General features: G+C 67.5%; 15 protein-coding genes, 5 tRNA genes and 1 pseudogene. 17 read left to right on the top strand and 4 right to left on the bottom strand.

Going from position 1 to position 20,349, the window contains the following annotated elements; translation table 11 throughout:
• Window positions 1–81 precede the first annotated feature (81 nt).
• The 12 genes and pseudogenes from G4Q83_RS14415 to G4Q83_RS14360 all read left to right on the top strand — a co-directional run bounded on the left by G4Q83_RS14415 (window position 82) and on the right by G4Q83_RS14360 (window position 9,856).
• Window positions 82–166, top strand: a tRNA-Leu gene (locus tag G4Q83_RS14415).
• Between the two features lie 188 nt (window positions 167–354).
• Entirely contained in the window at window positions 355–1,650 is a 1,296-nt protein-coding gene (gene tig, locus G4Q83_RS14410) for a trigger factor (protein WP_128419614.1), read from the top strand.
• Window positions 1,651–1,716: 66 nt separating this feature from the next.
• Window positions 1,717–2,343: an ATP-dependent Clp endopeptidase proteolytic subunit ClpP gene (clpP, locus tag G4Q83_RS14405; RefSeq protein ID WP_128419593.1), complete on the top strand. Its 627-nt coding sequence runs from the start codon at window positions 1,717–1,719 to the stop codon at window positions 2,341–2,343.
• Between the two features lie 128 nt (window positions 2,344–2,471).
• Window positions 2,472–3,758, top strand: a complete 1,287-nt coding sequence (gene clpX / locus G4Q83_RS14400) for an ATP-dependent Clp protease ATP-binding subunit ClpX (RefSeq protein WP_128419594.1) — start codon at window positions 2,472–2,474, stop codon at window positions 3,756–3,758.
• Between the two features lie 167 nt (window positions 3,759–3,925).
• Window positions 3,926–6,394, top strand: coding sequence for an endopeptidase La (gene lon, locus G4Q83_RS14395; protein ID WP_128419595.1), 2,469 nt, complete (start codon window positions 3,926–3,928; stop codon window positions 6,392–6,394).
• Window positions 6,395–6,622: 228 nt separating this feature from the next.
• Complete coding sequence (locus G4Q83_RS14390; RefSeq protein WP_009607753.1) at window positions 6,623–6,895, top strand: HU family DNA-binding protein; 273 nt, start codon at window positions 6,623–6,625, stop codon at window positions 6,893–6,895.
• Window positions 6,896–6,906: 11 nt separating this feature from the next.
• Window positions 6,907–6,981 (top strand) — tRNA-Val (locus G4Q83_RS14385).
• A gap of 27 nt (window positions 6,982–7,008) precedes the next feature.
• A tRNA-Asp gene (locus tag G4Q83_RS14380) sits at window positions 7,009–7,085 on the top strand.
• 111 nt (window positions 7,086–7,196) lie between these two features.
• Window positions 7,197–7,273 (top strand) — tRNA-Asp (locus G4Q83_RS14375).
• Between the two features lie 134 nt (window positions 7,274–7,407).
• A complete protein-coding gene (locus tag G4Q83_RS14370; RefSeq protein WP_128419596.1) occupies window positions 7,408–9,387 on the top strand; it encodes a peptidylprolyl isomerase in 1,980 nt (659 codons plus the stop codon).
• A 149-nt stretch (window positions 9,388–9,536) separates the two neighbouring features.
• Window positions 9,537–9,683, top strand: a pseudogene (locus G4Q83_RS14365) (IS30 family transposase); the annotation flags it as partial.
• A gap of 23 nt (window positions 9,684–9,706) precedes the next feature.
• Window positions 9,707–9,856, top strand: a complete 150-nt coding sequence (locus tag G4Q83_RS14360; RefSeq protein WP_128419597.1) for an integrase core domain-containing protein — start codon at window positions 9,707–9,709, stop codon at window positions 9,854–9,856.
• Window positions 9,857–9,907: 51 nt separating this feature from the next.
• Here G4Q83_RS14360 and G4Q83_RS14355 read toward each other — a convergent pair whose 3' ends face one another.
• Window positions 9,908–10,522 carry an alpha-ketoglutarate-dependent dioxygenase AlkB family protein gene (locus G4Q83_RS14355; RefSeq protein ID WP_128419598.1) on the bottom strand — a complete coding sequence of 205 codons (615 nt, stop codon included), beginning with the start codon at window positions 10,520–10,522 and terminating at the stop codon, window positions 9,908–9,910.
• A 114-nt stretch (window positions 10,523–10,636) separates the two neighbouring features.
• Here G4Q83_RS14355 and G4Q83_RS14350 point away from each other — a divergent pair, with 114 nt between their 5' ends.
• Together G4Q83_RS14350 and G4Q83_RS14345 are read left to right on the top strand one after the other, a co-directional pair.
• Window positions 10,637–12,280: an electron transfer flavoprotein-ubiquinone oxidoreductase gene (locus G4Q83_RS14350; protein WP_128419599.1), complete on the top strand. Its 1,644-nt coding sequence runs from the start codon at window positions 10,637–10,639 to the stop codon at window positions 12,278–12,280.
• Window positions 12,277–14,355: a glycoside hydrolase family 99-like domain-containing protein gene (locus G4Q83_RS14345; protein WP_128419600.1), complete on the top strand. Its 2,079-nt coding sequence runs from the start codon at window positions 12,277–12,279 to the stop codon at window positions 14,353–14,355. Before G4Q83_RS14350 ends, G4Q83_RS14345 begins: the two co-directional genes overlap by 4 nt.
• Window positions 14,356–14,377: 22 nt before the next feature.
• Here G4Q83_RS14345 and G4Q83_RS14340 read toward each other — a convergent pair whose 3' ends face one another.
• Both G4Q83_RS14340 and G4Q83_RS14335 read right to left on the bottom strand, forming a co-directional pair.
• Window positions 14,378–15,022 (bottom strand): CoA transferase subunit B, encoded by a 645-nt coding sequence (locus G4Q83_RS14340; RefSeq protein WP_128419601.1) that lies wholly within the window; start codon window positions 15,020–15,022, stop codon window positions 14,378–14,380.
• Between the two features lies 1 nt (window position 15,023).
• Window positions 15,024–15,761 (bottom strand): CoA transferase subunit A, encoded by a 738-nt coding sequence (locus G4Q83_RS14335; RefSeq protein WP_128419602.1) that lies wholly within the window; start codon window positions 15,759–15,761, stop codon window positions 15,024–15,026.
• Window positions 15,762–15,893: 132 nt separating this feature from the next.
• On the opposite strand from G4Q83_RS14335, the gene G4Q83_RS14330 reads away from it, so the two are divergent.
• From G4Q83_RS14330 to G4Q83_RS14320, 3 genes are all read left to right on the top strand, one after another.
• Window positions 15,894–17,240, top strand: a complete 1,347-nt coding sequence (locus G4Q83_RS14330) for a phosphohexomutase domain-containing protein (protein ID WP_128419603.1) — start codon at window positions 15,894–15,896, stop codon at window positions 17,238–17,240.
• A 38-nt stretch (window positions 17,241–17,278) separates the two neighbouring features.
• The gene (locus G4Q83_RS14325) at window positions 17,279–18,682 is read left to right on the top strand and encodes a mannose-1-phosphate guanylyltransferase/mannose-6-phosphate isomerase (RefSeq protein ID WP_128419604.1); all 1,404 of its coding nucleotides are present in this window, start codon (window positions 17,279–17,281) and stop codon (window positions 18,680–18,682) included.
• A 477-nt stretch (window positions 18,683–19,159) separates the two neighbouring features.
• On the top strand, window positions 19,160–19,342 hold the full coding sequence (locus G4Q83_RS14320) for a hypothetical protein (protein ID WP_128419605.1): 183 nt from the start codon (window positions 19,160–19,162) through the stop codon (window positions 19,340–19,342).
• An 824-nt stretch (window positions 19,343–20,166) separates the two neighbouring features.
• On the opposite strand, the gene G4Q83_RS14310 is transcribed toward G4Q83_RS14320, so the two are convergent.
• A tRNA-Ser gene (locus G4Q83_RS14310) sits at window positions 20,167–20,257 on the bottom strand.
• Window positions 20,258–20,349: the final 92 nt, after the last annotated feature.

The following is a 20,349-nucleotide window of genomic DNA, read 5'->3' as shown; positions in this document are numbered from 1 at the left end:
TTCCCGGAGTGGGGAGATGAACCTTTTTCTTTGCCGGCAGGCCTGCAACAATGTGCCGGCAGGCGCTTCCGGCGCCGCGACGCGAAAGTGGCGGAATTGGTAGACGCCCTGGTTTTAGGTACCAGTGCCGCAAGGCGTAGGGGTTCGAGTCCCCTCTTTCGCACCACCGAGGCGCCGCTTGCTCCCCGCTGCCGCCGGCGTTTCCATGCGGCGGCGGCCTCGCCCGGGCGCGCTGGCAGGTGCCGCCGGAATAGGCGAAACTATCCGGCTGCGGCGCCGTCCCGTGCCCGCGTCAACCCGTACGTTTTTCTACATCGTACCGAGAGCCACGGGCTCCCGGTGGCAGGAGTCCATATGCAAGCCTCGATCGAAACCACCGGTACCCTGGAACGGCGTCTGACCTTCACTCTGCCGGAGGAGCGCCTGGAGACCCATATCGGCGGCCGCCTGCGCGAAGTCGCGCGCACCGCGCGGATCAAGGGCTTCCGTCCCGGCAAGATTCCGCCGAAAGTGATCGAGCAGCGTTTCGGGCCGCAGATCCGCGCCGAGGCGCTGGACGGCCTGCTGCGCGAGACCTTCGACTCGGCGGTGCGCGAGCACGCGCTGCGCCCGGCCGGCAACCCGCGCATCGACCGCGCCGGCGACAACGAATTGCAGTTCGTCGCGACCTTCGAGGTGGTGCCGGACTTCGGTGACATCGACGTGGCCAAGCTCGAGGTGATCCGCCATGCCGCCGAGGTCACCGACGCGGACATCGAGCAGATGATCGAGAACCTGCGCCTGCAGCGCCGCACCTGGCAGCCTGCCGGGCGGCCCGCGCAGGACGGCGACCTGGTGACGCTGGACACCTGGTCGCAGGCCGACGACGAGCGCCTGCCGGCCGAGGGCGTGGAGAAGGGCAGCAGCGTGATCGGCTCCGGCGTCATGTTCCCGGCGATCGAGCAGGGCCTAGTCGGTCTGTCCAAGGACGAGGAAAAGACGCTGACCGTCGATTTCCCGGCCGACTGGCGCGTGCCGCAGTTCGCCGGCAAGCAGGTGCAGGTGCATGTGAAGGCGGTCGATGTCGCCACGCCGGTGCTGCCGGACGTGGACAAGGAGTTCATCAAGAGCTTCGGCGTGAAGAGCGGCGATGCCGAGCAGTTTCGCAAGGACATCCGCATCAACCTGGAGCGCGAGCTCAAGGGCGCGCTGATGAACCGGCTGCGCCGCGAGGTCGGTGAGCAGCTAATCGCCGCCTACGCGTCGGTGGAGATGCCGCCACGCCTGGTCGAGAACGAGGCGCGCTCGATGCTGGCGCAGCAGGTGGAGCAGATGCGCCGCTCCGGCCGCGATCCGGGCCAGGTGCCGGACGACGCCCACCAGGGCTTCGTGGACGCCGCGCGCAAGCGCGTGCTGGTCGGCCTGTTGGTCGGCGAGGTCGCCCGCCGCAACGAACTGCGCCTGGACGCCAAGCGGGTCTCGGAGACGCTGCGCCTGATCGCCTCGACCTACGAGGAACCGGAACAGGTCATTGAGATGTACCGCAACGACCCCCAACTGATGGGAGGACTGCAGAGCCGTGTGATGGAAGAGCAGGTGATCGACTGGATCGCCGAGCGCGCCCGGCACACCGAGCAGGCGATGACGTTCCAGGAAGCCATTCGGCAGTAGTGCCAGTCCCTCGCAAAAGCCCGCACATTCCTGTGCGGGGATTTAACCAACAGCAGGAGTTCCCGCGTGGACAATGTGACCAAGGCCCTGAATCTGGTTCCGATGGTGGTCGAGCAGACTAGCCGCGGCGAGCGTGCCTACGACATCTATTCGCGCCTGCTCAAGGAGCGGCTGATCTTCCTGGTCGGTCCGATCGACGATCACATGGCCAACGTGATCGTGGCGCAGATGCTGTTCCTGGAAGCGGACAACCCGGAAAAGGACATCAGCATCTACATCAACTCGCCCGGCGGCGTGGTCACCGCCGGCATGGCCATCTACGACACCATGCAGTACATCAAGCCGGACGTGAGCACCATCTGCGTCGGCCAGGCGGCCTCGATGGGCGCACTGCTGCTGGCCTCGGGCGCGGCGGGCAAGCGCTACGCGCTGCCGAACTCGCGGGTGATGATCCACCAGCCGCTGGGCGGCTTCCAGGGCCAGGCCACCGACATCGACATCCACGCACGGGAGATCCTGACCCTGCGCGCGCGGCTGAACGAAATACTGGCCAAGCACACCGGCCAATCGCTCGAAACCATTGCGCGCGATACCGAACGCGACAACTTCAAGAGCGCGCTCGACGCACAGGCCTACGGGCTGGTCGACCAAGTGCTGGAGCGCCGTCCGGAAGAGTCCATCCAGCCGGCATAAGGCTTGCTTGTACTGCAAAATGCAGCGTATTCCGCAGGGCCGGGGTCGGGCTAGCGTCCTCCTGGCCCTGTGCTATTCTCGAAATCGAACCCCCGTTCATCGGGTGGGGTAACTGGGTAAGCGAAGCAATGAGCGAAGACCGGCAAGGCCGTTCCGGCGACAGCAACAAGATTCTCTACTGTTCGTTCTGCGGCAAGAGTCAACACGAGGTCCGTAAGCTGATCGCCGGGCCGAGCGTGTTCATTTGCGACGAATGCGTCGAGCTGTGCAACGACATCATCCGCGAGGAGTTGGAGGAGAAGGCGCAGTCCGCACGCAGCAGCCTGCCCAAGCCCAAGGAGATCCTCGAGGTGCTGGACCAGTACGTGATCGGGCAGCTGCGCGCCAAGCGCACGCTCGCCGTGGCCGTGTACAACCACTACAAGCGCATCGAGAGCCGTCAGAAGAACGACGAAGTCGAACTGGCCAAATCCAACATCCTGCTGGTCGGTCCGACCGGTTCGGGCAAGACGTTGCTGGCCGAGACGCTGGCGCGGCTGCTCAACGTGCCGTTCACGATTGCCGACGCGACCACGTTGACCGAGGCCGGTTATGTCGGCGAGGACGTGGAGAACATCATCCAGAAGCTGCTGCAGAAGTGCGACTACGATGTCGACAAGGCGCAGCAGGGCATCGTCTACATCGACGAGATCGACAAGATCTCGCGCAAGAGCGAAAACCCGTCGATCACTCGCGACGTGTCCGGCGAAGGTGTGCAGCAGGCGCTGCTGAAGCTGATCGAGGGCACGGTCGCCTCGGTGCCGCCGCAGGGCGGGCGCAAGCACCCGCAGCAGGAATTCCTGCAGGTGGACACCAAGAACATCCTGTTCATCTGCGGCGGCGCGTTCGCCGGGTTGGACAAGGTGATTCAGCAGCGCTCAAACGACACCGGCGGCATCGGCTTCGGCGCCAAGGTCAAGAGTTCCGAGCGCAAGCGCGAAGTCGGCAAGATTCTGGCGGACGTGGAGCCGGAGGACCTGATCAAGTTCGGCCTGATCCCCGAGTTCGTCGGTCGCCTGCCTGTGGTCGCCACGCTCGAGGAACTGGACGAACCGGCCTTGATCAAGATCCTGACCGAGCCGAAGAACGCGATCACCAAGCAGTTCAAGAAATTGTTCGAGATGGAAGGCGTGGAGCTGGAATTCCGCCACGACGCGTTGCTGGCCATCGCCAAGAAGGCGCTCAAGCGCAAGACCGGCGCGCGCGGCCTGCGCACCATCGTCGAGTCGGTGCTGCTGGACACGATGTACGAGCTGCCGTCGCAGGAAAACGTCAGCAAGGTGGTGGTGGACGAGTCGGTGATCGAGCACAAGTCCGAGCCGTACCTGATCTACCAGACGCCGCCGCCGGCGCCGAAGGTGGCCTCTGCCGAGTGAGTGCCGGGCGAACCCGCAGCGCCGCGGTCTGCGCGGCCGGCTAAACGGTTGAAGGGAAAGGGGCTTTTCCGCTGCCCTTGCATCATCCGGCCGATGGCCCCATAACGGGGCCATCGGTGTTTTCATGCCCGCAAGTTGCGCATCCCCGCCTCCCAATCGGAACCCTCATGGCCCAGTCCCCCTCCGAAGTCCTCGATCTTCCGGTCCTGCCGTTGCGCGACGTCGTGGTCTTCCCGCACATGGTCATCCCGCTGTTCGTCGGCCGCGACAAGTCGATGCGCGCGCTCGAGCACGCGATGGAGGCCGACAAGCGCATCCTGCTGCTGGCGCAGAAGTCCGCCGAGACCGACGATCCGGTGGCGGCCGACCTGTACAACGTCGGAACCCTGGCGCAGGTGCTGCAGCTGCTGAAGCTGCCCGACGGCACCATCAAGGTGCTGGTCGAGGGGCTGTTGCGGGTCAGCGTCGACAAGGTGGTCGAGCGCGACGGCGCGCTGCAGGGCGAAGGCCGCGAGATCGATGCCGCCGAATCGCGCGAGGAGCGCGAGGTCGAGGCGATCGCCCGCTCGCTGATGTCGCTGTTCGAGCAATATGTCAAGACCAACCGCAAGCTGCCGCCTGAACTGCTGCAGACGCTGGCCGGCATCGACGAGCCAGGCCGCTTGGCCGACACCATCGCCGCGCACATCGGGGTGCGCCTGGCCGACAAGCAGCGCCTGTTGGAAATCCTGGAAGTGGGCGAGCGGCTGGAGATGCTGGTCGGCCTGGTCGATGGCGAGATCGACGTGCAGCAACTGGAGAAGCGCATCCGCGGTCGGGTCAAGTCGCAGATGGAGAAGAGCCAGCGCGAGTACTATCTCAACGAGCAGATGAAGGCGATCCAGAAGGAACTGGGCGACCTCGACGACGCGCCCGGCGAACTGGAGGAACTGGCGCGCAAGATCGCCGAGGCGGGCATGCCCAAGCCGGTGGAGACCAAGGCCAAGGCCGAGCTCAACAAGCTCAAGCAGATGTCGCCGATGTCGGCCGAGGCCGCGGTGGTGCGCAACTATCTGGACTGGCTGCTGGGCGTGCCGTGGAAGAAGCGCAGCAAGGTGCGCAAGGACCTCAAGGTCGCGCAGGAAACCCTGGACGCCGACCACTACGGCCTGGAGAAGGTCAAGGACCGCATCCTCGAATACCTCGCGGTGCAGTCGCGGGTGAAGCAGATGAAGGGCCCGATTCTGTGCCTGGTCGGCCCGCCCGGCGTCGGCAAGACCTCGCTCGGCCAGTCCATCGCCAAGGCGACCAACCGCAAGTTCGTGCGCATGTCGCTGGGCGGCGTGCGCGACGAGGCGGAGATCCGCGGCCATCGGCGCACCTACGTCGGGTCGATGCCGGGCCGCATCGTGCAGAACCTCAACAAGGTCGGCAGCAAGAACCCGCTGTTCGTGCTCGATGAGATCGACAAGATGTCGATGGACTTCCGCGGCGATCCGTCCTCGGCGCTGCTGGAAGTGCTCGACCCGGAGCAGAACAACGCGTTCAACGACCACTACCTGGAAGTGGACCTGGACCTGTCGGAAGTGATGTTCGTGGCGACCTCCAACTCGTTGAACATCCCCGGGCCGCTGCTCGACCGCATGGAGGTGATCCGCATCCCCGGCTACACCGAGGACGAGAAGCTCGCCATCGCCATGCGCTATTTGGTGCCCAAGCAGCTGAAGGCCAACGGCCTGAAGGGCGACGAGCTGGAGATCGCCGCCGACGCGATCCGCGACATCGTGCGCTACTACACGCGCGAGTCCGGCGTGCGCAACCTCGAGCGCGAAGTCGCCAAGATCTGCCGCAAGGTGGTCAAGGAAATCGCGCTGGCCGGGCCGCAGCCAGTGCTCGCCAAGAAGCCGGCGGCCAAGAAGGGCGCGGCGGCGCGCAAGGACAAGGCGTGGGTCAGCGTCGGTTCCAAGAACCTGGACAAGTACCTGGGCGTGCGCCGTTTCGACTTCGGTCGCGCCGAGGAGCAGAACGAGGTCGGCCTGGTCACCGGCCTGGCCTGGACCGAGGTCGGCGGCGACCTGCTGCAGATCGAGTCCACGCTGGTTCCGGGCAAGGGTGCGGTGATCCTCACCGGGCAGCTCGGTGACGTGATGAAGGAATCGGCCTCGGCGGCGCTGTCGGTGGTGCGCTCGCGCGCCGAGCGGCTCGGCATCGAGGTCGACTTCCTGCAGAAGCACGATGTGCATCTGCACGTGCCCGATGGCGCCACGCCGAAGGACGGCCCCAGCGCGGGCATCGCGATGGTGACCTCGCTGGTGTCGATGCTGACCAGGGTGGCGGTCAAGGCCGACGTGGCCATGACCGGCGAGATCACCCTGCGTGGTCGTGTCTCGGCGATCGGTGGGCTCAAGGAGAAGCTGCTGGCGGCGCTGCGCGGCGGCATCCGCACGGTGATCATCCCGGAGGAGAACCGCAAGGATCTGGCCGACATCCCGGACAACGTGACCCGTGACCTGAAGATCGTGCCGGTCAAGTGGATCGACGAAGTGCTGGACCTCGCACTGGAGACGCCGCTGAAGCCGAAGCCCGCCGCCAATGGCGAACGGGCACTGTTGCGGCGCAAGCCGAAAGCATCCTCGAGCGCACGCGTCAAGCACTGAGAGGCGCTGAACCGCAACCGCCCAAGTCGCTCAAACCCGCGCCGTTGCTGGCTTTTCGGCTTGCGCGGGTAGGAGGCCGCTGGTATAAATGCACGACTTGCGAGCACCGCGAACGGGCGTGCTTGGTAGTGAAAAACCCATCGGGGCCCCGCCGCAGGCGGGGCAGGCCAAGCCGACACCCGATCCTCAATTCCGCGGTTTTCTGCCGCACATGGAGTCATCACGAAAATGAATAAAGCCGAACTGAACGACGCTATCGCCGCCGCTGCCGATATCTCCAAGGCCGAAGCCGGTCGCGCCGTCGACGCCTTCGTGTCCGAAGTCACCAAGGCGCTCAAGAAGGGCGACAGCGTGACCCTCGTGGGCTTCGGCACCTTTCAGGTGCGCGACCGTGCCGAGCGCACCGGCCGCAACCCGAAGACTGGCGACTCGATCAAGATCGCCGCGTCGAAGAATCCGACCTTCAAGGCTGGCAAAGCGCTGAAGGATGCCGTAAACTAACCGACTCGCTAGGGTGCTTAGCTCAGCGGTAGAGCGTCTCCTTTACACGGAGAGGGTCGGGGGTTCGAAACCCTCAGCACCCACCAGAGCACCGAGCGGCAGGTTTCAAAAGCGGAGTGGTAGTTCAGTCGGTTAGAATGCTGGCCTGTCACGCCGGAGGTCGCGGGTTCGAGTCCCGTCCACTCCGCCAGTTGCACCGAAGCCCCTGAGAAATCGGGGGTTTCGTTTCTTGAAGCATCCGCCGCGCTACGCAGATGCGCAGAGAATGCGCGGGCCTTCGCGCCTGCCTCCGTTCAAAAGCGGAGTGGTAGTTCAGTCGGTTAGAATGCTGGCCTGTCACGCCGGAGGTCGCGGGTTCGAGTCCCGTCCACTCCGCCAGTTTTGCGCGCGAAACCCCGAGCGATCGGGGGTTTCTTTTTTGCCTAAGGCGCCGCCGGCGGCGCGCCATTCTGTCGCGGGGCATGAAGCGGGTTAAACTGCGCGGCTCGCCAACAGGCCTCGGTTCCCAACCAATGCTGCAGAAACTTCGCGAAAAGACCTCGGGCTGGATCGCCACCGCGATCATCGGCCTATTGATGATTCCGTTCCTGTTCGTCATCGATGGCAGCTACCTCGGTGGCGTCGGCGCCAACAATGTCGCCAAGGTGCAGGCGCCCCCGTCGTGGTGGTCGTCGGCGCCGTCGTGGTGGCCGGCCTCGTTGCTGTGGCGGCACCACGAGGTGAGTACGGAGCAGTTCCGCGCGCGCTTCGAGGAGGCGCGGCAACAGGCGCGCCAGCAGCAGGGCGACGACTTCGATCCGCGCGAATTCGAGAGCGCCGACAACAAGCGCAAGGTGCTCGACCAACTGATCGACGAGCAGGTGGTGAAGCTGGCCGCCGAGCAGGCCGGCGTGGTCATCGGCGATGCCGCGGTGCGCGACTACATCAGCACCATCCCGGCGTTCCAGAACGACGGCAAGTTCGACCCGGAGCGCTACCGCCTGGCCCTGGCCTCGGGCGCGCCGCCGCGCACCCCGGCGATGTTCGACCAGTTGGTCCGCGACGGCCTGCAGCAGTCGCTGATCACGTCCGCGCTGATGGAGTCGGCATTCGCGACCCAGCAGGAAGCCGATCGCCTGCTGAAGATGCTCGGCGAGACCCGCGACGTGGACCTTGCATTGCTGCCGGAGCAGCCAGCCGACAGCACGCCGGTCAGCGACGCGCAGGTGCAGCAGTGGTACGACGCGCACCGGTCCGACTTCAAGCAGCCGCAGCGGGTGTCGATCGAATACGTCGAACTGAACGCGGCCAACCTGCCGCCGGCCAAGCCGGCCGATGAGGCGGCGCTGCGCAAGCGCTATGAGGACGAGAAGGCCCGCTTCGTCGAGCCCGAGCAGCGCCTGGCCTCGCACATCCTGATCAGCGCCGGCAAGGACGCGGCGTCGCAGAAGGTCGCCGAGGCCAAGGCCGCCAAGCTGGCCGCCGAGGCCAAGCGGCCGGGCGCCGATTTCGCCGCGCTGGCCCGCACCAACTCCGAGGATCCGGGTTCCAAGAACGCTGGCGGCGACCTGGGCTGGGTCGAGAAGGGGGTGATGGTCAAGCCGTTCGAGGACGCGCTGTTCGCGATGAAGCCCGGCGAGATCGTCGGCCCGGTGAAGAGCGAGTTCGGCTACCACGTGATCCGTCTGAGCGAGGTCAAGGGCGGCAAGGGCAAGGCGTTCGAGCAGGTGCGCGACCAACTCGCCAGCGAGCAACTGCAGGCCGACAACGAGAAAGCCTTCAGCGAGCTGAGCGGCAGGCTGGTGGACCTGGTCTACAAGAATCCGACCGCGCTGGCGCCGGCGGCCAAGGACGTCGGGCTGCCGGTGCAGACCCTGGGGCCGTTCTCGCGTGCCGATGCAAGCGGCATCGCAGCGCAGCCGGCGGTGCTGCGCGCAGCGTTCTCCGACACGCTGATCCAGGACGGAACGGTCAGCGACCCGATCAACCTGGGGCCGAACCACAGCGTGATGCTGCGCGTCATCCAGCACCTGCCGGAGCAGACCCAGCCGCTGGCCAAGGTCCGCGAGCAGGTGATCGCCGCGGTGCACGCCGACCGCACCGCCAAGGCCGCCGCGGCGAAGGCCGACGCGCTGTTGGAGCGGCTGCGCAAGGGCGAGACGCTGCAGGCGCTGGCAGGCCCGGAGAAGCTGCAGGTCAGCCCGATGCCGGGACTGGCGCGCACCGTGCCGATGCCGAGCCCGGAGGCCAATCGCGCGATCTTCAGCGCGCCGTTGCCGGCCGCGGGCAAGCCGTCGGTGGGCAAGGTGGAGCTGTCGGCGGGCGGTGCCAAACGCTACGCGCTGTTCGTGCTCAACAAGGTGAATCCGGGCGATCTGAGCAAGGTGCTGGCAGAGCAGAAGACGACGCTGAAGCAGCAACTGGGCCAGATCGAGGGCGCTGCCGCGGCGAAGGCCTACGTCGACGCGATGCGCAAGCGCTACAAGATCAGCGTGCAGGAAACGCAACTGTAAGCGCCGTTCGCCCGGCGATGCGATGCGAACAAGCCCGGCCCTGCCGGGCTTGTCCGTTTCTGGAACCGGCGCGCGTTGGACCCACCCGGGCGCGCCAGGCGACTAGCAGAGCATTTTCGATTTATTTATTTACGTATGTGCAGAAGCGAAGTCGTTGGGGCATTCGTGAGATCCAGGCCGTTGCCAATACACTCAACTCCAGGCCTCGAAAAACGCTTGGTTGGAAGACACCGGCCGAAGCACTGGACGCGTATCTGAAATCTGTTCAACAATCTGGTGTTGCGACGACCGGTTGAATCTGCCCTTCCTGAACTTGAAAATGGAGTGGGTCTGGCAGCGCCGCTACGCCAATCACAACGACGCCATTGCCGACATCACCCACGACAGCAGCGCCTTCTACAACACCCACCGGCCGCACTCCACCCTCGGCTATCGATCTCCGGCCGACTACGAGAAAGCCGTCACCTGAAACCCTCTATCTCCGTGTCCACCAAAACTCGACCACGGCACCGAGGCTAGCCTATCGCTTGGATAGATTTAAATCGAAAGCGCTCCGGATTGCGGCGATCCTGCGGAAGGTCAGATTGATCCGCTCGCCGACCGGTCTGACGGTGCGCGGCAGGGCGTGCCGGTATAGGCGCTGGGTATCCCCGCCCATCAGCAGCAATCCGCCGGGCGTCAGTTCCAGCGCCTGGCGCAGCGCCGGCTCGGTGCAATGGCGCAGCACGAAGCGGCGAGTTGCGCCCAGACTCAGCGAGGCGATTAGCGGACGCGGCCCCAGTTCCTTTTCGTCGTCGCTGTGCCAGCCCATCGCGTCGCGCCCGTCGCGGTAGCGGTTGGCCAGCACGCTGTTGAACGCCACCCCGGTTTCCGCCGCCAGCCGCGCGCGCAGCGGCCGCAGCGCCGGCGGCCACGGATGCGGCGCGAAACGGGTGCCGGAATAGCGGTAGCTCGCCTCCGGATCGCCGATCCAGCAGCTCAGCCGCGGCGAATCGACCAGCCGCCCGAACAGGCGGATGCGATGCACCTCCCAGCTCACCGCCTCCAGCAGTTGCGCGAACAGCGCCGCCGCGTCCGCCGGCGCCAGCCAGCCGGGCAGCCAGCGGACGTCGGCGCCGGGCAGGTCGAGTTGCATCGCGCCACGCTAGCATGCCTGCAGGCACCCATACGCCGGCGTGCGGAATTTGCCCCGCCACGCACAAAGCCTGAAAATGCAGGCAGCCGGAACGAGCCAACGGGAGCGGAGCAGATGACGGGATCGGAGGGCGGCGCCAGCGCGCCGGCGTCAGTGGAACGCGACGTCATGGAATACGATGTGGTCGCCGTCGGCGCGGGTCCGGCCGGGCTGGCGTTCGCGATCCGGCTCAAGCAGCGCAATCCCGACATCTCGGTCTGCGTGATCGAGAAGGCCAGCACCGTCGGCGCGCAGATCCTGTCCGGCGCGGTGATCGAACCCGCGCCGCTCGACGCGCTGCTTCCCGGCTGGCGCGACAACCCGCCGCCGATCTGCGTGCCCGCCGGCGAGGACGAGTTCTGGCATCTGAGCAAGGACGGCGGGCGCAAGTTCCCGATCGTACCGCCGGGCATGCGCAACCACGGCAACTTCATCGTCAGCCTCGGCGCGCTGTGCGCGTGGCTGGCGCCGCAGGCCGAGGCGTTGGGCGTGGAAATCTATCCCGGCTTCGCCGCCGCGCAGACCCTGCATGGCGACGACGGCACCGTGCTCGGCGTGCGCATCGGCGACATGGGCGTGGCCAAGGACGGGACGCACAAGCCCGGCTACACCCCCGGCATCGACATCCGCGCCAAGGTCACGGTGTTGGCCGAAGGCGCGCGCGGGCACCTGACCAAGCGCCTGGTCGAGCGCTTCGCGCTGGACGCCGATAGCGACCCGCAGGCCTATTCGATCGGCATCAAGGAACTGTGGCAGCTGCCGGAAGGCCGCGTGGTGCCCGGCAAGATCGTGCACACCCTGGGCTGGCCGGCGGACAACGCGACCTACGCCGGCAGCTTTTTGTACCACCTGGAGAACAACCAGGTGGCGTTGGGCTACGTCAGCGGGCTGGACTACCACGACCCCGAGTACCGGCCGTGGGAGGCATTCCAGCAGTGGAAGAACCACCCGTTGATGAAGCCGCTGCTGGAAGGCGGCACCATTTTGTCGGCCGGCGCCCGCGCCATCGCCAGCGGCGGCTGGCAGTCGCTGCCGAAGGTGGAGATGCCTGGCGCGCTGCTGATCGGCGATAGCGCCGGCCTGCTCAACGTGCCCAAGATCAAGGGCACCCACCAGGCGATCCGCAGCGGCATGCTCGCCGCCGAACACCTGGCCGCCGGCGCGGCGCTGGACCCGGCCGGCTTCGACGCCAAACTGCGCGGCTCGGAGGTGATGGCCGAGCTGCGCCAGGTGCGCAACATCAAGCCCGGATTCAAGAAGGGCCTGTGGTTCGGCCTGCTCAACGGGGCCTGGGAGACCCTGGTCAAGGGCGCCTCGCCGTGGACGCTGACGGTGGGCGCGGACTGGTCCGCGCTGGACCGGCTCGGCGCGCACGAACAGCCCAGGCGCGACTACGTGCCGCGCACGCTGGCGCCGCGCGACCGCCTGCAGGGCGTGTACTTCGCCGCCACCGAACACGACGAGGACCAGCCCGTGCACCTGCAGGTGCTGGACCCGCAGATCTGCGTGACCCGCTGCGCCGAGGAGTACGGCAACCCCTGCACCCGCTTCTGCCCCGCGGCGGTCTACGAGATCGTCGACGACGCGGCCGGCAAGCGCCTGCAGATCAACGCCGCCAACTGCGTGCACTGCAAGACCTGCGACATCAAGGATCCCTACCAGATCATCAACTGGGTCGCCCCGGAAGGCGGCTCCGGGCCGAACTACCAGAACCTGTGAGCGCTTCTGCCCTGCTCGCGCGGACCAGAACGGCGCTCTATCTGTCGCTGCGCGCCGCATTCCGTGCGCTGCCGCTTTCGCAGGGCGACCGCGACCGCTTGCGCACCCGTTTCCTGGCGTGCTACGCGGGCATCGTGCCGCCGCCGCCGCGCGGCCAACTGGCGCAAGGCCAGGTCGAGCGCCGGCCGCGGGTGCGCGCCGACGAACCCGCCATCGGTTACCTCCCTGGCCGCTCGGCGCCGCTGCCGGAACCGATGCCGGCCACCCTGGTGGCGTTCTATCTGCCGCAGTTCCACCCGATTGCGGAAAACGACGCCTGGTGGGGCGCTGGCTTCACCGAATGGCGCAATGTCACCCGCGCGCTGCCGCAGTTCGAAGGCCACGTCCAGCCGCGCCTGCCCGCCGACCTGGGCTTCTACGATCTGCGCAACGCGCAGAGCATGCGGCAACAGGTCGCCCTGGCGAAGCAGTACGGCATCGGCGCGTTCTGCTTCTATTTCTACTGGTTCGGCGGCAAGACCCTGCTGGAGACGCCGCTGCGCCAATGGTTGAGCGACGCCTCGCTGGATCTGTCGTTCTGCCTGTGCTGGGCGAACGAGCAGTGGTCGCGGCGCTGGGACGGCCGCGACGACGACGTGCTGATGGCGCAGGCGCACAGCGCACAGGACGACCTGGCCTTCATCGCCCACCTCGCCGATTACCTGCGCGATCCGCGCTGCCTGCGCATGGACGGCCGGCCGATGCTGCTGGTGTACCGGCCGCATTTGCTGCCGGAACCGACAGCGACCGCGCTGCGTTGGCGCGCCTGGTGCCGGGACCATGGGATCGGCGAGATCCACCTCGCCTATGTGCAGGGCTTCGAGCGCCCGGACCCGCGCAGCATCGGGTTCGACGCGGCGATCGAGTTCCCGCCGAACATGAGCAACCCGACCTCGCTGGCTGCGACGCAACGCCTGCTCGATCCCGAGTACCGCGGTACGGTGCTGGACTGGCGCGAACTGGCGGCCGAGGTCGGCTCGCGTTCGTTGCCCGACTACCTGCTGCACCCGGGGGTCAACCCGGGCTGGGACAACGAACCGCGGCGCCCGGGCGCCGGGCGCGTCTACCTGCATGCGTCGCCGCGCGGCTACGAAGACTGGCTGCGGACCACCATCCACGTGCGGCTGAAGGAGCGCCGCGCCGACCAGCGCCTGGTGTTCATCAATGCCTGGAACGAGTGGGCCGAAGGCGCCGTGCTGGAACCCGACGTGCGCCTGGGCCATGCCTACCTGGATGCCACCCGCAAGGCGCTGTGGCCGGCGCGCGCCCGCGACGCGGCGCAGCCGCCGTGGGCGATCGTGCATGCCTGGTATCCCGAGGTGCTCGGCGAGATTCTGCACAGCCTGGTCGCCACGCGGCTTCCATGGCGTGTGCTGGTCACCACGTCGGCCGAACAGGTGCGCGCCGTGGAGACGCAACTGCGCGCGTGCTCGCTGCCGCATGAGGTGATGGTGCTGGAAAACCGCGGCCGCGACATCCTGCCGTTCCTGCAGGCCGCCGAGCGCTTGCTCGACGAAGGCGTCGAGGTAGCGCTGAAGCTGCATACCAAACGCAGCACGCACCTGGACAATGGTGATGCATGGCGCGGCGAACTGCTGCAACGACTGACCGGTGCCGAGCGCGCCGCACGGATCCTGCAGGCCTTCGCGGCCGATCCCACGCTCGGCATCGTCGCCCCCGAAGGCCACCTGTTGCCGCTCGCCGACTACTGGGGCGGCAACCGCGCGGCGGCCGACTACCTGCTGCGCCGGACGGGCCGCTGCGGCCTGCCGCTCGAGCACGCGCGTTTCGTCTCCGGCAGCATGTTCTGGGTCCGGCTCGACGCGCTGCGACCGCTGCTGGACAGTGGCCTGTCGGCATCGGAATTCGAGACCGAACAGGGCCAGATCGACGGCACCCTGGCGCACGCGGTGGAGCGGCTGGCGGCACCGCTGGCCGTGCAGGCCGGCTATCGCGTGATCGATGCCGCCGCCTTGCTCGCGCTCGCGCCGAGCGCGACGTCCGGCCACTACCCCTACGCGCAGCGCGGCGCCTGACCGGTCGCGTTGCGGCGCGACGCTACGGCAGCGTCGCCATGCGCCGGAACGGCACCCCGGTCTTGGCGACCAGTTCCGCCGCGTCCACGCCGTCGGCCGCCTCGACCAGCACCAATCCATCCGCGCTCACGTCGAACACCGCCAGGTCGGTGATGATGCGGTCGACCACGCCCACCCCGGTCAGCGGCAGGTCGCACTCGGGCAGGAGCTTGTGGCTGCCGTCCTTGGCCACGTGCTCCATCAACACCACCACGCGCTTGACCCCGGCCACCAGGTCCATCGCCCCGCCCATGCCCTTGACCATCTTGCCCGGCACCATCCAGTTGGCCAGGTCGCCGCGCGCGCTGACCTGCATCGCGCCGAGGATCGCCAGGTCGATGTGGCCGCCGCGGATCATCGCGAACGAATCGTGGCTGCCGAAATAGCTGGCGCCGGCGCGCGCGGTGACGGTCTGCTTGCCGGCGTTGATGAGGTCGGCGTCGACCTCGTCCTCGCTCGGGAACGGGCCGATGCCGAGCAGGCCGTTCTCCGACTGCAGCCACACGTCCACGCCTTGGGGAATGTGGTTGGCGACCAGGGTCGGCAGGCCGATGCCCAGATTCACGTAGGCGCCGTCGGTGAGTTCGCGGGCGGCGCGCTGCGCCATGTCGTCGCGGGTCCAGGCCATGTCAGGCGTCCTTCTGGCGCAGGGTGCGCTGTTCGATGCGTTTCTCGGGATGCGGGTTGTGCACGATGCGATCGACGTAGATGCCGGGCAGGTGCACCTGGTCCGGGTCGATGCTGCCGGTGGCAACGATCTGCTCGACCTCGGCGATGCAGACCCTGCCGGCCATCGCGCAGGCCGGGTTGAAGTTGCGCGCGGTCTTGCGGAACACCAGGTTGCCGGCGGGATCGGCCTTCCACGCCTTGACCAGGGCCACATCGGCCTGCAGTGCGGTCTCCAGCACATAGTGCTTGCCGTCGAATTCGCGCGTCTCCTTGCCCTCGGCGACGACCGTGCCATAACCGGTGGCGGTGAAGAACGCGGGAATGCCGGCACCGCCGGCGCGCAGGCGCTCGGCCAGGGTGCCCTGCGGATTGAACTCCAGTTCCAGTTCCCCGGACAGGTACTGGCGCTCGAATTCCTTGTTCTCGCCGACATAGGACGAGATCATCTTGCGGATCTGCCGGGTCGCCAGCAACTGGCCCAGGCCGAAGCCGTCGATCCCGGCATTGTTGGAGATCACCGTCAGGCCGCGCACCCCCGCATCGCGCAGCGCCGCGATCAGCGCCTCGGGGATGCCGCACAGGCCGAACCCGCCGACCGCCAGGGTGTGGCCGTCCGCCACCAGGTCGGCCAGCGCCGTGGCCGCATCGGGGAAAAGCTTGCCGCGTCGCCCGGTCGCCCGGGTGGAGGTGTCGCCCATTGGCCCGCATCCGCATTGAGAAGTAGACCGGTAGTTTAGCCGCTCGCCGGTGGCGGCCCGCTGCGCACTGCGCAATGACCGGTTAAGGGCGGAACGTTACACTCCAGCCTTCCCCATTCAAGGTCCCTCCCTATGCCGCTTCCCGCATTCAAGGCCTACGACATCCGCGGCCGCGTGCCCGACGAGTTGAACGAGGACCTGGCCCGCCGCATCGGCGTGGCGCTGGCGGCACAGCTCCACGGCGGACCGGTGGTGGTGGGCCACGACGTGCGCCTGGCCAGCCAGCCGCTGCAGGACGCGCTGTCGGCCGGCCTGCGCGCCAGCGGCCGCGAGGTCATCGACATCGGCCTGTGCGGCACCGAGGAGGTCTACTTCCAGACCGATCACCTCGGCGCCGCCGGCGGCGTGATGGTCACCGCCAGCCACAATCCGATGGACTACAACGGCATGAAGCTGGTACGCGAGAATGCGCGCCCGATCAGCTCCGATACCGGCCTGTTCGCGATCCGCGACACCGTCGCCGCCGACACCGCGGCCGCCGCCGCGCCGACCGCCGCCGAGCAGCAGCGCCCGGACAAGACCGCCTACATCGAGCACCTGCTCAGCTACGTGGACGTGCCGACGCTCAAACCGCTGACGCTGGTGGTCAACGCCGGCAACGGCGGCGCCGGCGCCATCGTCGACCTGCTGGCCCCGTACCTGCCGTTCGAGTTCGTGCGCGTGTTCCACGAGCCGGACGGCCACTTCCCCAACGGCATCCCCAACCCGCTGCTGCCCGAGAACCGCCAGGCCAGCGCCAACGCGGTCAAGGCGCACGGCGCGGACTTCGGCATCGCCTGGGACGGCGACTTCGACCGCTGCTTCTTCTTCGACCACACAGGCCGCTTCATCGAGGGCTACTACCTAGTCGGCCTGCTCGCGCAGGCGATCCTGGCCAAGCAGCCGGGCGGCAAGGTCGTGCACGACCCGCGCCTGACCTGGAACACCGTGGAGATGGTCGAGGACGCCGGCGGCGTGCCGGTGCTGTGCAAGAGCGGCCATGCCTTCATCAAGGAGAAGATGCGCGGCGAGAACGCCGTCTACGGCGGCGAGATGAGCGCGCACCATTACTTCCGCCAGTTCGCCTACGCCGACTCCGGCATGATCCCGTGGCTGCTGATCGCCGAGCTGGTGTCGCAGTCCGGCCGCTCGCTGGCCGACCTGGTCGAGGCGCGCATGCAGAAGTTCCCGTGCAGCGGCGAGATCAACTTCAAGGTCGCCGACGCCAAGGCCGCGGTGGAGCGGGTGCTGGCGCATTACGCCGATCAGTCGCCGGCGCTGGACCACACCGACGGCGTCAGCGCCGAGTTCGCGCAGTGGCGCTTCAACCTGCGCAGCTCCAACACCGAGCCGCTGCTGCGGCTGAACGTCGAAACGCGCGGCGACGCCGCCCTGCTGGAAGCGCGGACCGAGGAACTGTCGGACCTGATCCGCGCCTGAAGCCCGCCCTCCGACGCACGCTGGAGTTTTCCGCGCCCATGAGCGACGTCCTCCCCATCATCCTCTCCGGTGGTTCCGGCACCCGGCTGTGGCCGCTGTCCCGCGAGTCCTATCCGAAACAGTTCCTGCCTCTGGTCGGCGACAAGAGCATGCTCCAGGCCACCTGGCTGCGTGCGGCGCCGGTGGCCGGCCATGCCCCGATCGTCGTCGCCAACGAGGAACACCGCTTCGTCGCCGCCGAGCAGCTGCAGCAGATCGGCGTCAAGCCGATGTCGGTGCTGCTGGAACCGAAGGGGCGCAACACCGCGCCCGCCATCGCGGTCGCCGCGCTCGAGGCCGCGCGCGACGGCGCCGATCCCCTGCTGCTGGTCCTGCCGTCGGACCACGTGATCCGCGACGAGGCCGCGTTCCAGGCGGCCGTGCGCGCCGCCTCGGCCGTCGCCGAGCAGGGCAAGCTGGCGACCTTCGGCATCAAGCCGACCGCCCCGGAGACCGGCTACGGTTACATCAAGGCCGCGCCCGGGCAGGACGTACGCGCGATCGAGCGCTTCGTCGAGAAGCCCGACCTGGCCACGGCGCAGCGCTACTTCGCGTCGGGCGAGTACTACTGGAACAGCGGCATGTTCCTGTTCCGCGCCTCGCGGTATCTTGAGGAACTGCGCAAGTTCCAGCCCGCGATCGCCGACGCATGCGTGAGCGCCTGGAACGGCGCGAAGCGCGATGCCGATTTCACCCGTCTCGACGCGGATGCATTCGCATCCAGCCCGTCCGATTCGATCGACTATGCCGTGATGGAGAAGACCGCCGACGCGGTGGTGGTGCCACTGGACGCGGGCTGGAACGATGTCGGTTCCTGGTCGGCGCTGCTGGAGGTCTCGCCGCAGGACGCCCAGGGCAATGCCCACCACGGCGACGTCATCCAGATCGATTGCCGCAACACCTACGCCTACGGCTCGCGCCTGATCGCAATGGTCGGCCTGGAGGACGTGGTGGTAGTGGAAACGCCGGACGCCGTGCTGGTCGGCCATCGCGACCGCATCCAGCAGGTCAAGGACGTGGTCGGGCAGATCAAGGCCGATGGCCGCTCCGAGGCGACCTGGCACCGCAAGGTCTATCGTCCTTGGGGCGCCTACGATTCGATCGACAACGGCCATCGCCACCAGGTCAAGCGCATCACCGTCAAGCCGGGCGCCGTGCTCAGCCTGCAGATGCACCACCACCGCGCCGAGCATTGGGTCGTGGTCAGCGGGACCGCCGAGGTCACCCGCGGCGATGAGGTCCTGCTGCTCACCGAGAACCAGAGCACCTACATCCCACTCGGGGTGACCCACCGCCTGCGCAATCCCGGCAAGCTGCCGCTCGAGCTGATCGAAGTGCAGTCCGGCAGCTATCTGGGCGAGGACGACATCGTCCGGTTCGAGGATACCTACGGCCGCACCTGAGGCGCGGACCGCCGAAACGGAAGCGGTAGGCCGCGGCCTGCCGCATTTTTGGGTTCTTCACCCAATTGAGTGGAGAGGCACGCGACCGACCGGTCGGACTTGCTGTTGTCTAGGCGACAAACGGAAGGTCGGTCGTGGCCGAACAGGACTGCATGTCCCAGTCGGGCGGCTGGAAGGGATACCCTGTCGGCAAGTGGCGCCATGAAGTGCGCGGGGGAGCAGCGCTGGCTGGTGATCGAACCGGAATCGGTGCGCGCAGCGGTACTGCATGGGTTGCGGCGGCGTGGTGAATGCCATTCACGACCGCACGATGCGACACATCCGCGGCCTGCCGGCGTTTGAAGACCCGGTGGCGGAGTTGCATGTGCCTGGCCTGCGGCTAGCTTGCCGATTCTGCGGTCCGCGGCTGGAGCGACGGGATTGGCGGGAATCGCATTGCCGAGTGACGCGGCGACTGGCCGACAGCGTGGTCCGGCTGTGCGAGGCGACGTCGGTGCGGCATACCGCTGGCTGGCGCCGGGTCGACTGGAAGACGGCAAGGCGATCGGCACACGGCACCTGCAGCGCACCTTGGGGCCGGTGGACCTGGACGGGGTGCGCCGGCTGGCGATGGACGAGTTTGCGATCCAGAAGGGCCATCGCTACGCACCGTGGTGGTGAACGTGGAGCGCAAGCGGGGGCTGTGGGTGCGCCGGGGCCGCTCCCGGGCCGAGGTCGGATCGTTCTTCGAAATGCCCGGGCCTGGCGCCGAGCCTGGAGACAGTGGCGAAGACATGCCCGGGAGAGCCAAATCCGGGCCCTGATGTGCTTTGCCAAGTGGCCGCGACCTTGCCGGCGCGGCATCCACAGCCGCGTGCGACCGTCCGTCCATCTCGATCTCCGCATCGACCATGGCGAAGCGCTCGGCGAGCGATGGGCGGAGGGCGCCTACGACATTCTGGTCGCGGCCTGGCCGGGGAACGGCGGCGATCCGGAGGAGAAGTGGACGCTCGGCCTTCATTGGGTCTGCGGCATCGACGACGAACTCGACCCGGACGCGCCGCTCGACGTGATCGTCTATGGCGAGCATTGCGCATGGCGGCGTTGGATGTTCGACCGGCTCGCCGATGCCGGACGCGACTTCCGCGTCGCCGTCACCAGCGCCAACCCGACGGCCATCGCCGCGGCGATCGAAAACGGTCTCGGCGCCGGCTCGCCCGCCACCGACAACGTGCGGCCGGACACCATGCGTGTGGTTGCTCTTGGCCCCGGACGCTGCGAGCGCATCGGGGTCGACGATGGCCTGTTCGCCGCAAGACGGCAGAGCGAGGGCACATGGCACATGGGCGGCCATGGCATTGCTCCGCGAAAGCCTGCATGCCATGACCCGGCCATGGAACGACGTCGCGCCCGATACCGCACACGCATGACCGAACCGATGCGCATTGCCGAGCAACGCCCTGTCGTCCATTGCATAGCCGTGGAGGGCAATAGCGGGAAAACGGTGGCGGGAAGGGGGGGATTCGAACCCCCGAGGCGCTATAAACGCCTGCCTGATTTCGAGTCAGGTACATTCAACCGCTCTGCCACCTTCCCGGATGGTCCCCGGCGGACCGGGGCGTGCATCATACGGTTCCTGCCCGGGGCGGACAAGCGCCCGTCGCTGCGCCGCCATGAACCCCGCCTGC

The sequence above is a fragment of the Xanthomonas theicola genome (assembly GCF_014236795.1).
Classification (GTDB): domain Bacteria; phylum Pseudomonadota; class Gammaproteobacteria; order Xanthomonadales; family Xanthomonadaceae; genus Xanthomonas_A; species Xanthomonas_A theicola.
This window is presented reverse-complemented; position numbering and strand designations above follow the sequence as displayed.

Coding starts and splice junctions, on each gene's coding strand:
- tig (WP_128419614.1), top strand. CDS start 355: ATGCAAGCCTCGATCGAAACCACCGGTACCCTGGAACGGCGTCTGACC.
- clpX (WP_128419594.1), top strand. CDS start 2,472: ATGAGCGAAGACCGGCAAGGCCGTTCCGGCGACAGCAACAAGATTCTC.
- lon (WP_128419595.1), top strand. CDS start 3,926: ATGGCCCAGTCCCCCTCCGAAGTCCTCGATCTTCCGGTCCTGCCGTTG.
- G4Q83_RS14390 (WP_009607753.1), top strand. CDS start 6,623: ATGAATAAAGCCGAACTGAACGACGCTATCGCCGCCGCTGCCGATATC.
- G4Q83_RS14370 (WP_128419596.1), top strand. CDS start 7,408: ATGCTGCAGAAACTTCGCGAAAAGACCTCGGGCTGGATCGCCACCGCG.
- G4Q83_RS14360 (WP_128419597.1), top strand. CDS start 9,707: ATGGAGTGGGTCTGGCAGCGCCGCTACGCCAATCACAACGACGCCATT.
- G4Q83_RS14355 (WP_128419598.1), bottom strand. CDS start 10,522: ATGCAACTCGACCTGCCCGGCGCCGACGTCCGCTGGCTGCCCGGCTGG.
- G4Q83_RS14350 (WP_128419599.1), top strand. CDS start 10,637: ATGACGGGATCGGAGGGCGGCGCCAGCGCGCCGGCGTCAGTGGAACGC.
- G4Q83_RS14340 (WP_128419601.1), bottom strand. CDS start 15,022: ATGGCCTGGACCCGCGACGACATGGCGCAGCGCGCCGCCCGCGAACTC.
- G4Q83_RS14335 (WP_128419602.1), bottom strand. CDS start 15,761: ATGGGCGACACCTCCACCCGGGCGACCGGGCGACGCGGCAAGCTTTTC.
- G4Q83_RS14330 (WP_128419603.1), top strand. CDS start 15,894: ATGCCGCTTCCCGCATTCAAGGCCTACGACATCCGCGGCCGCGTGCCC.
- G4Q83_RS14325 (WP_128419604.1), top strand. CDS start 17,279: ATGAGCGACGTCCTCCCCATCATCCTCTCCGGTGGTTCCGGCACCCGG.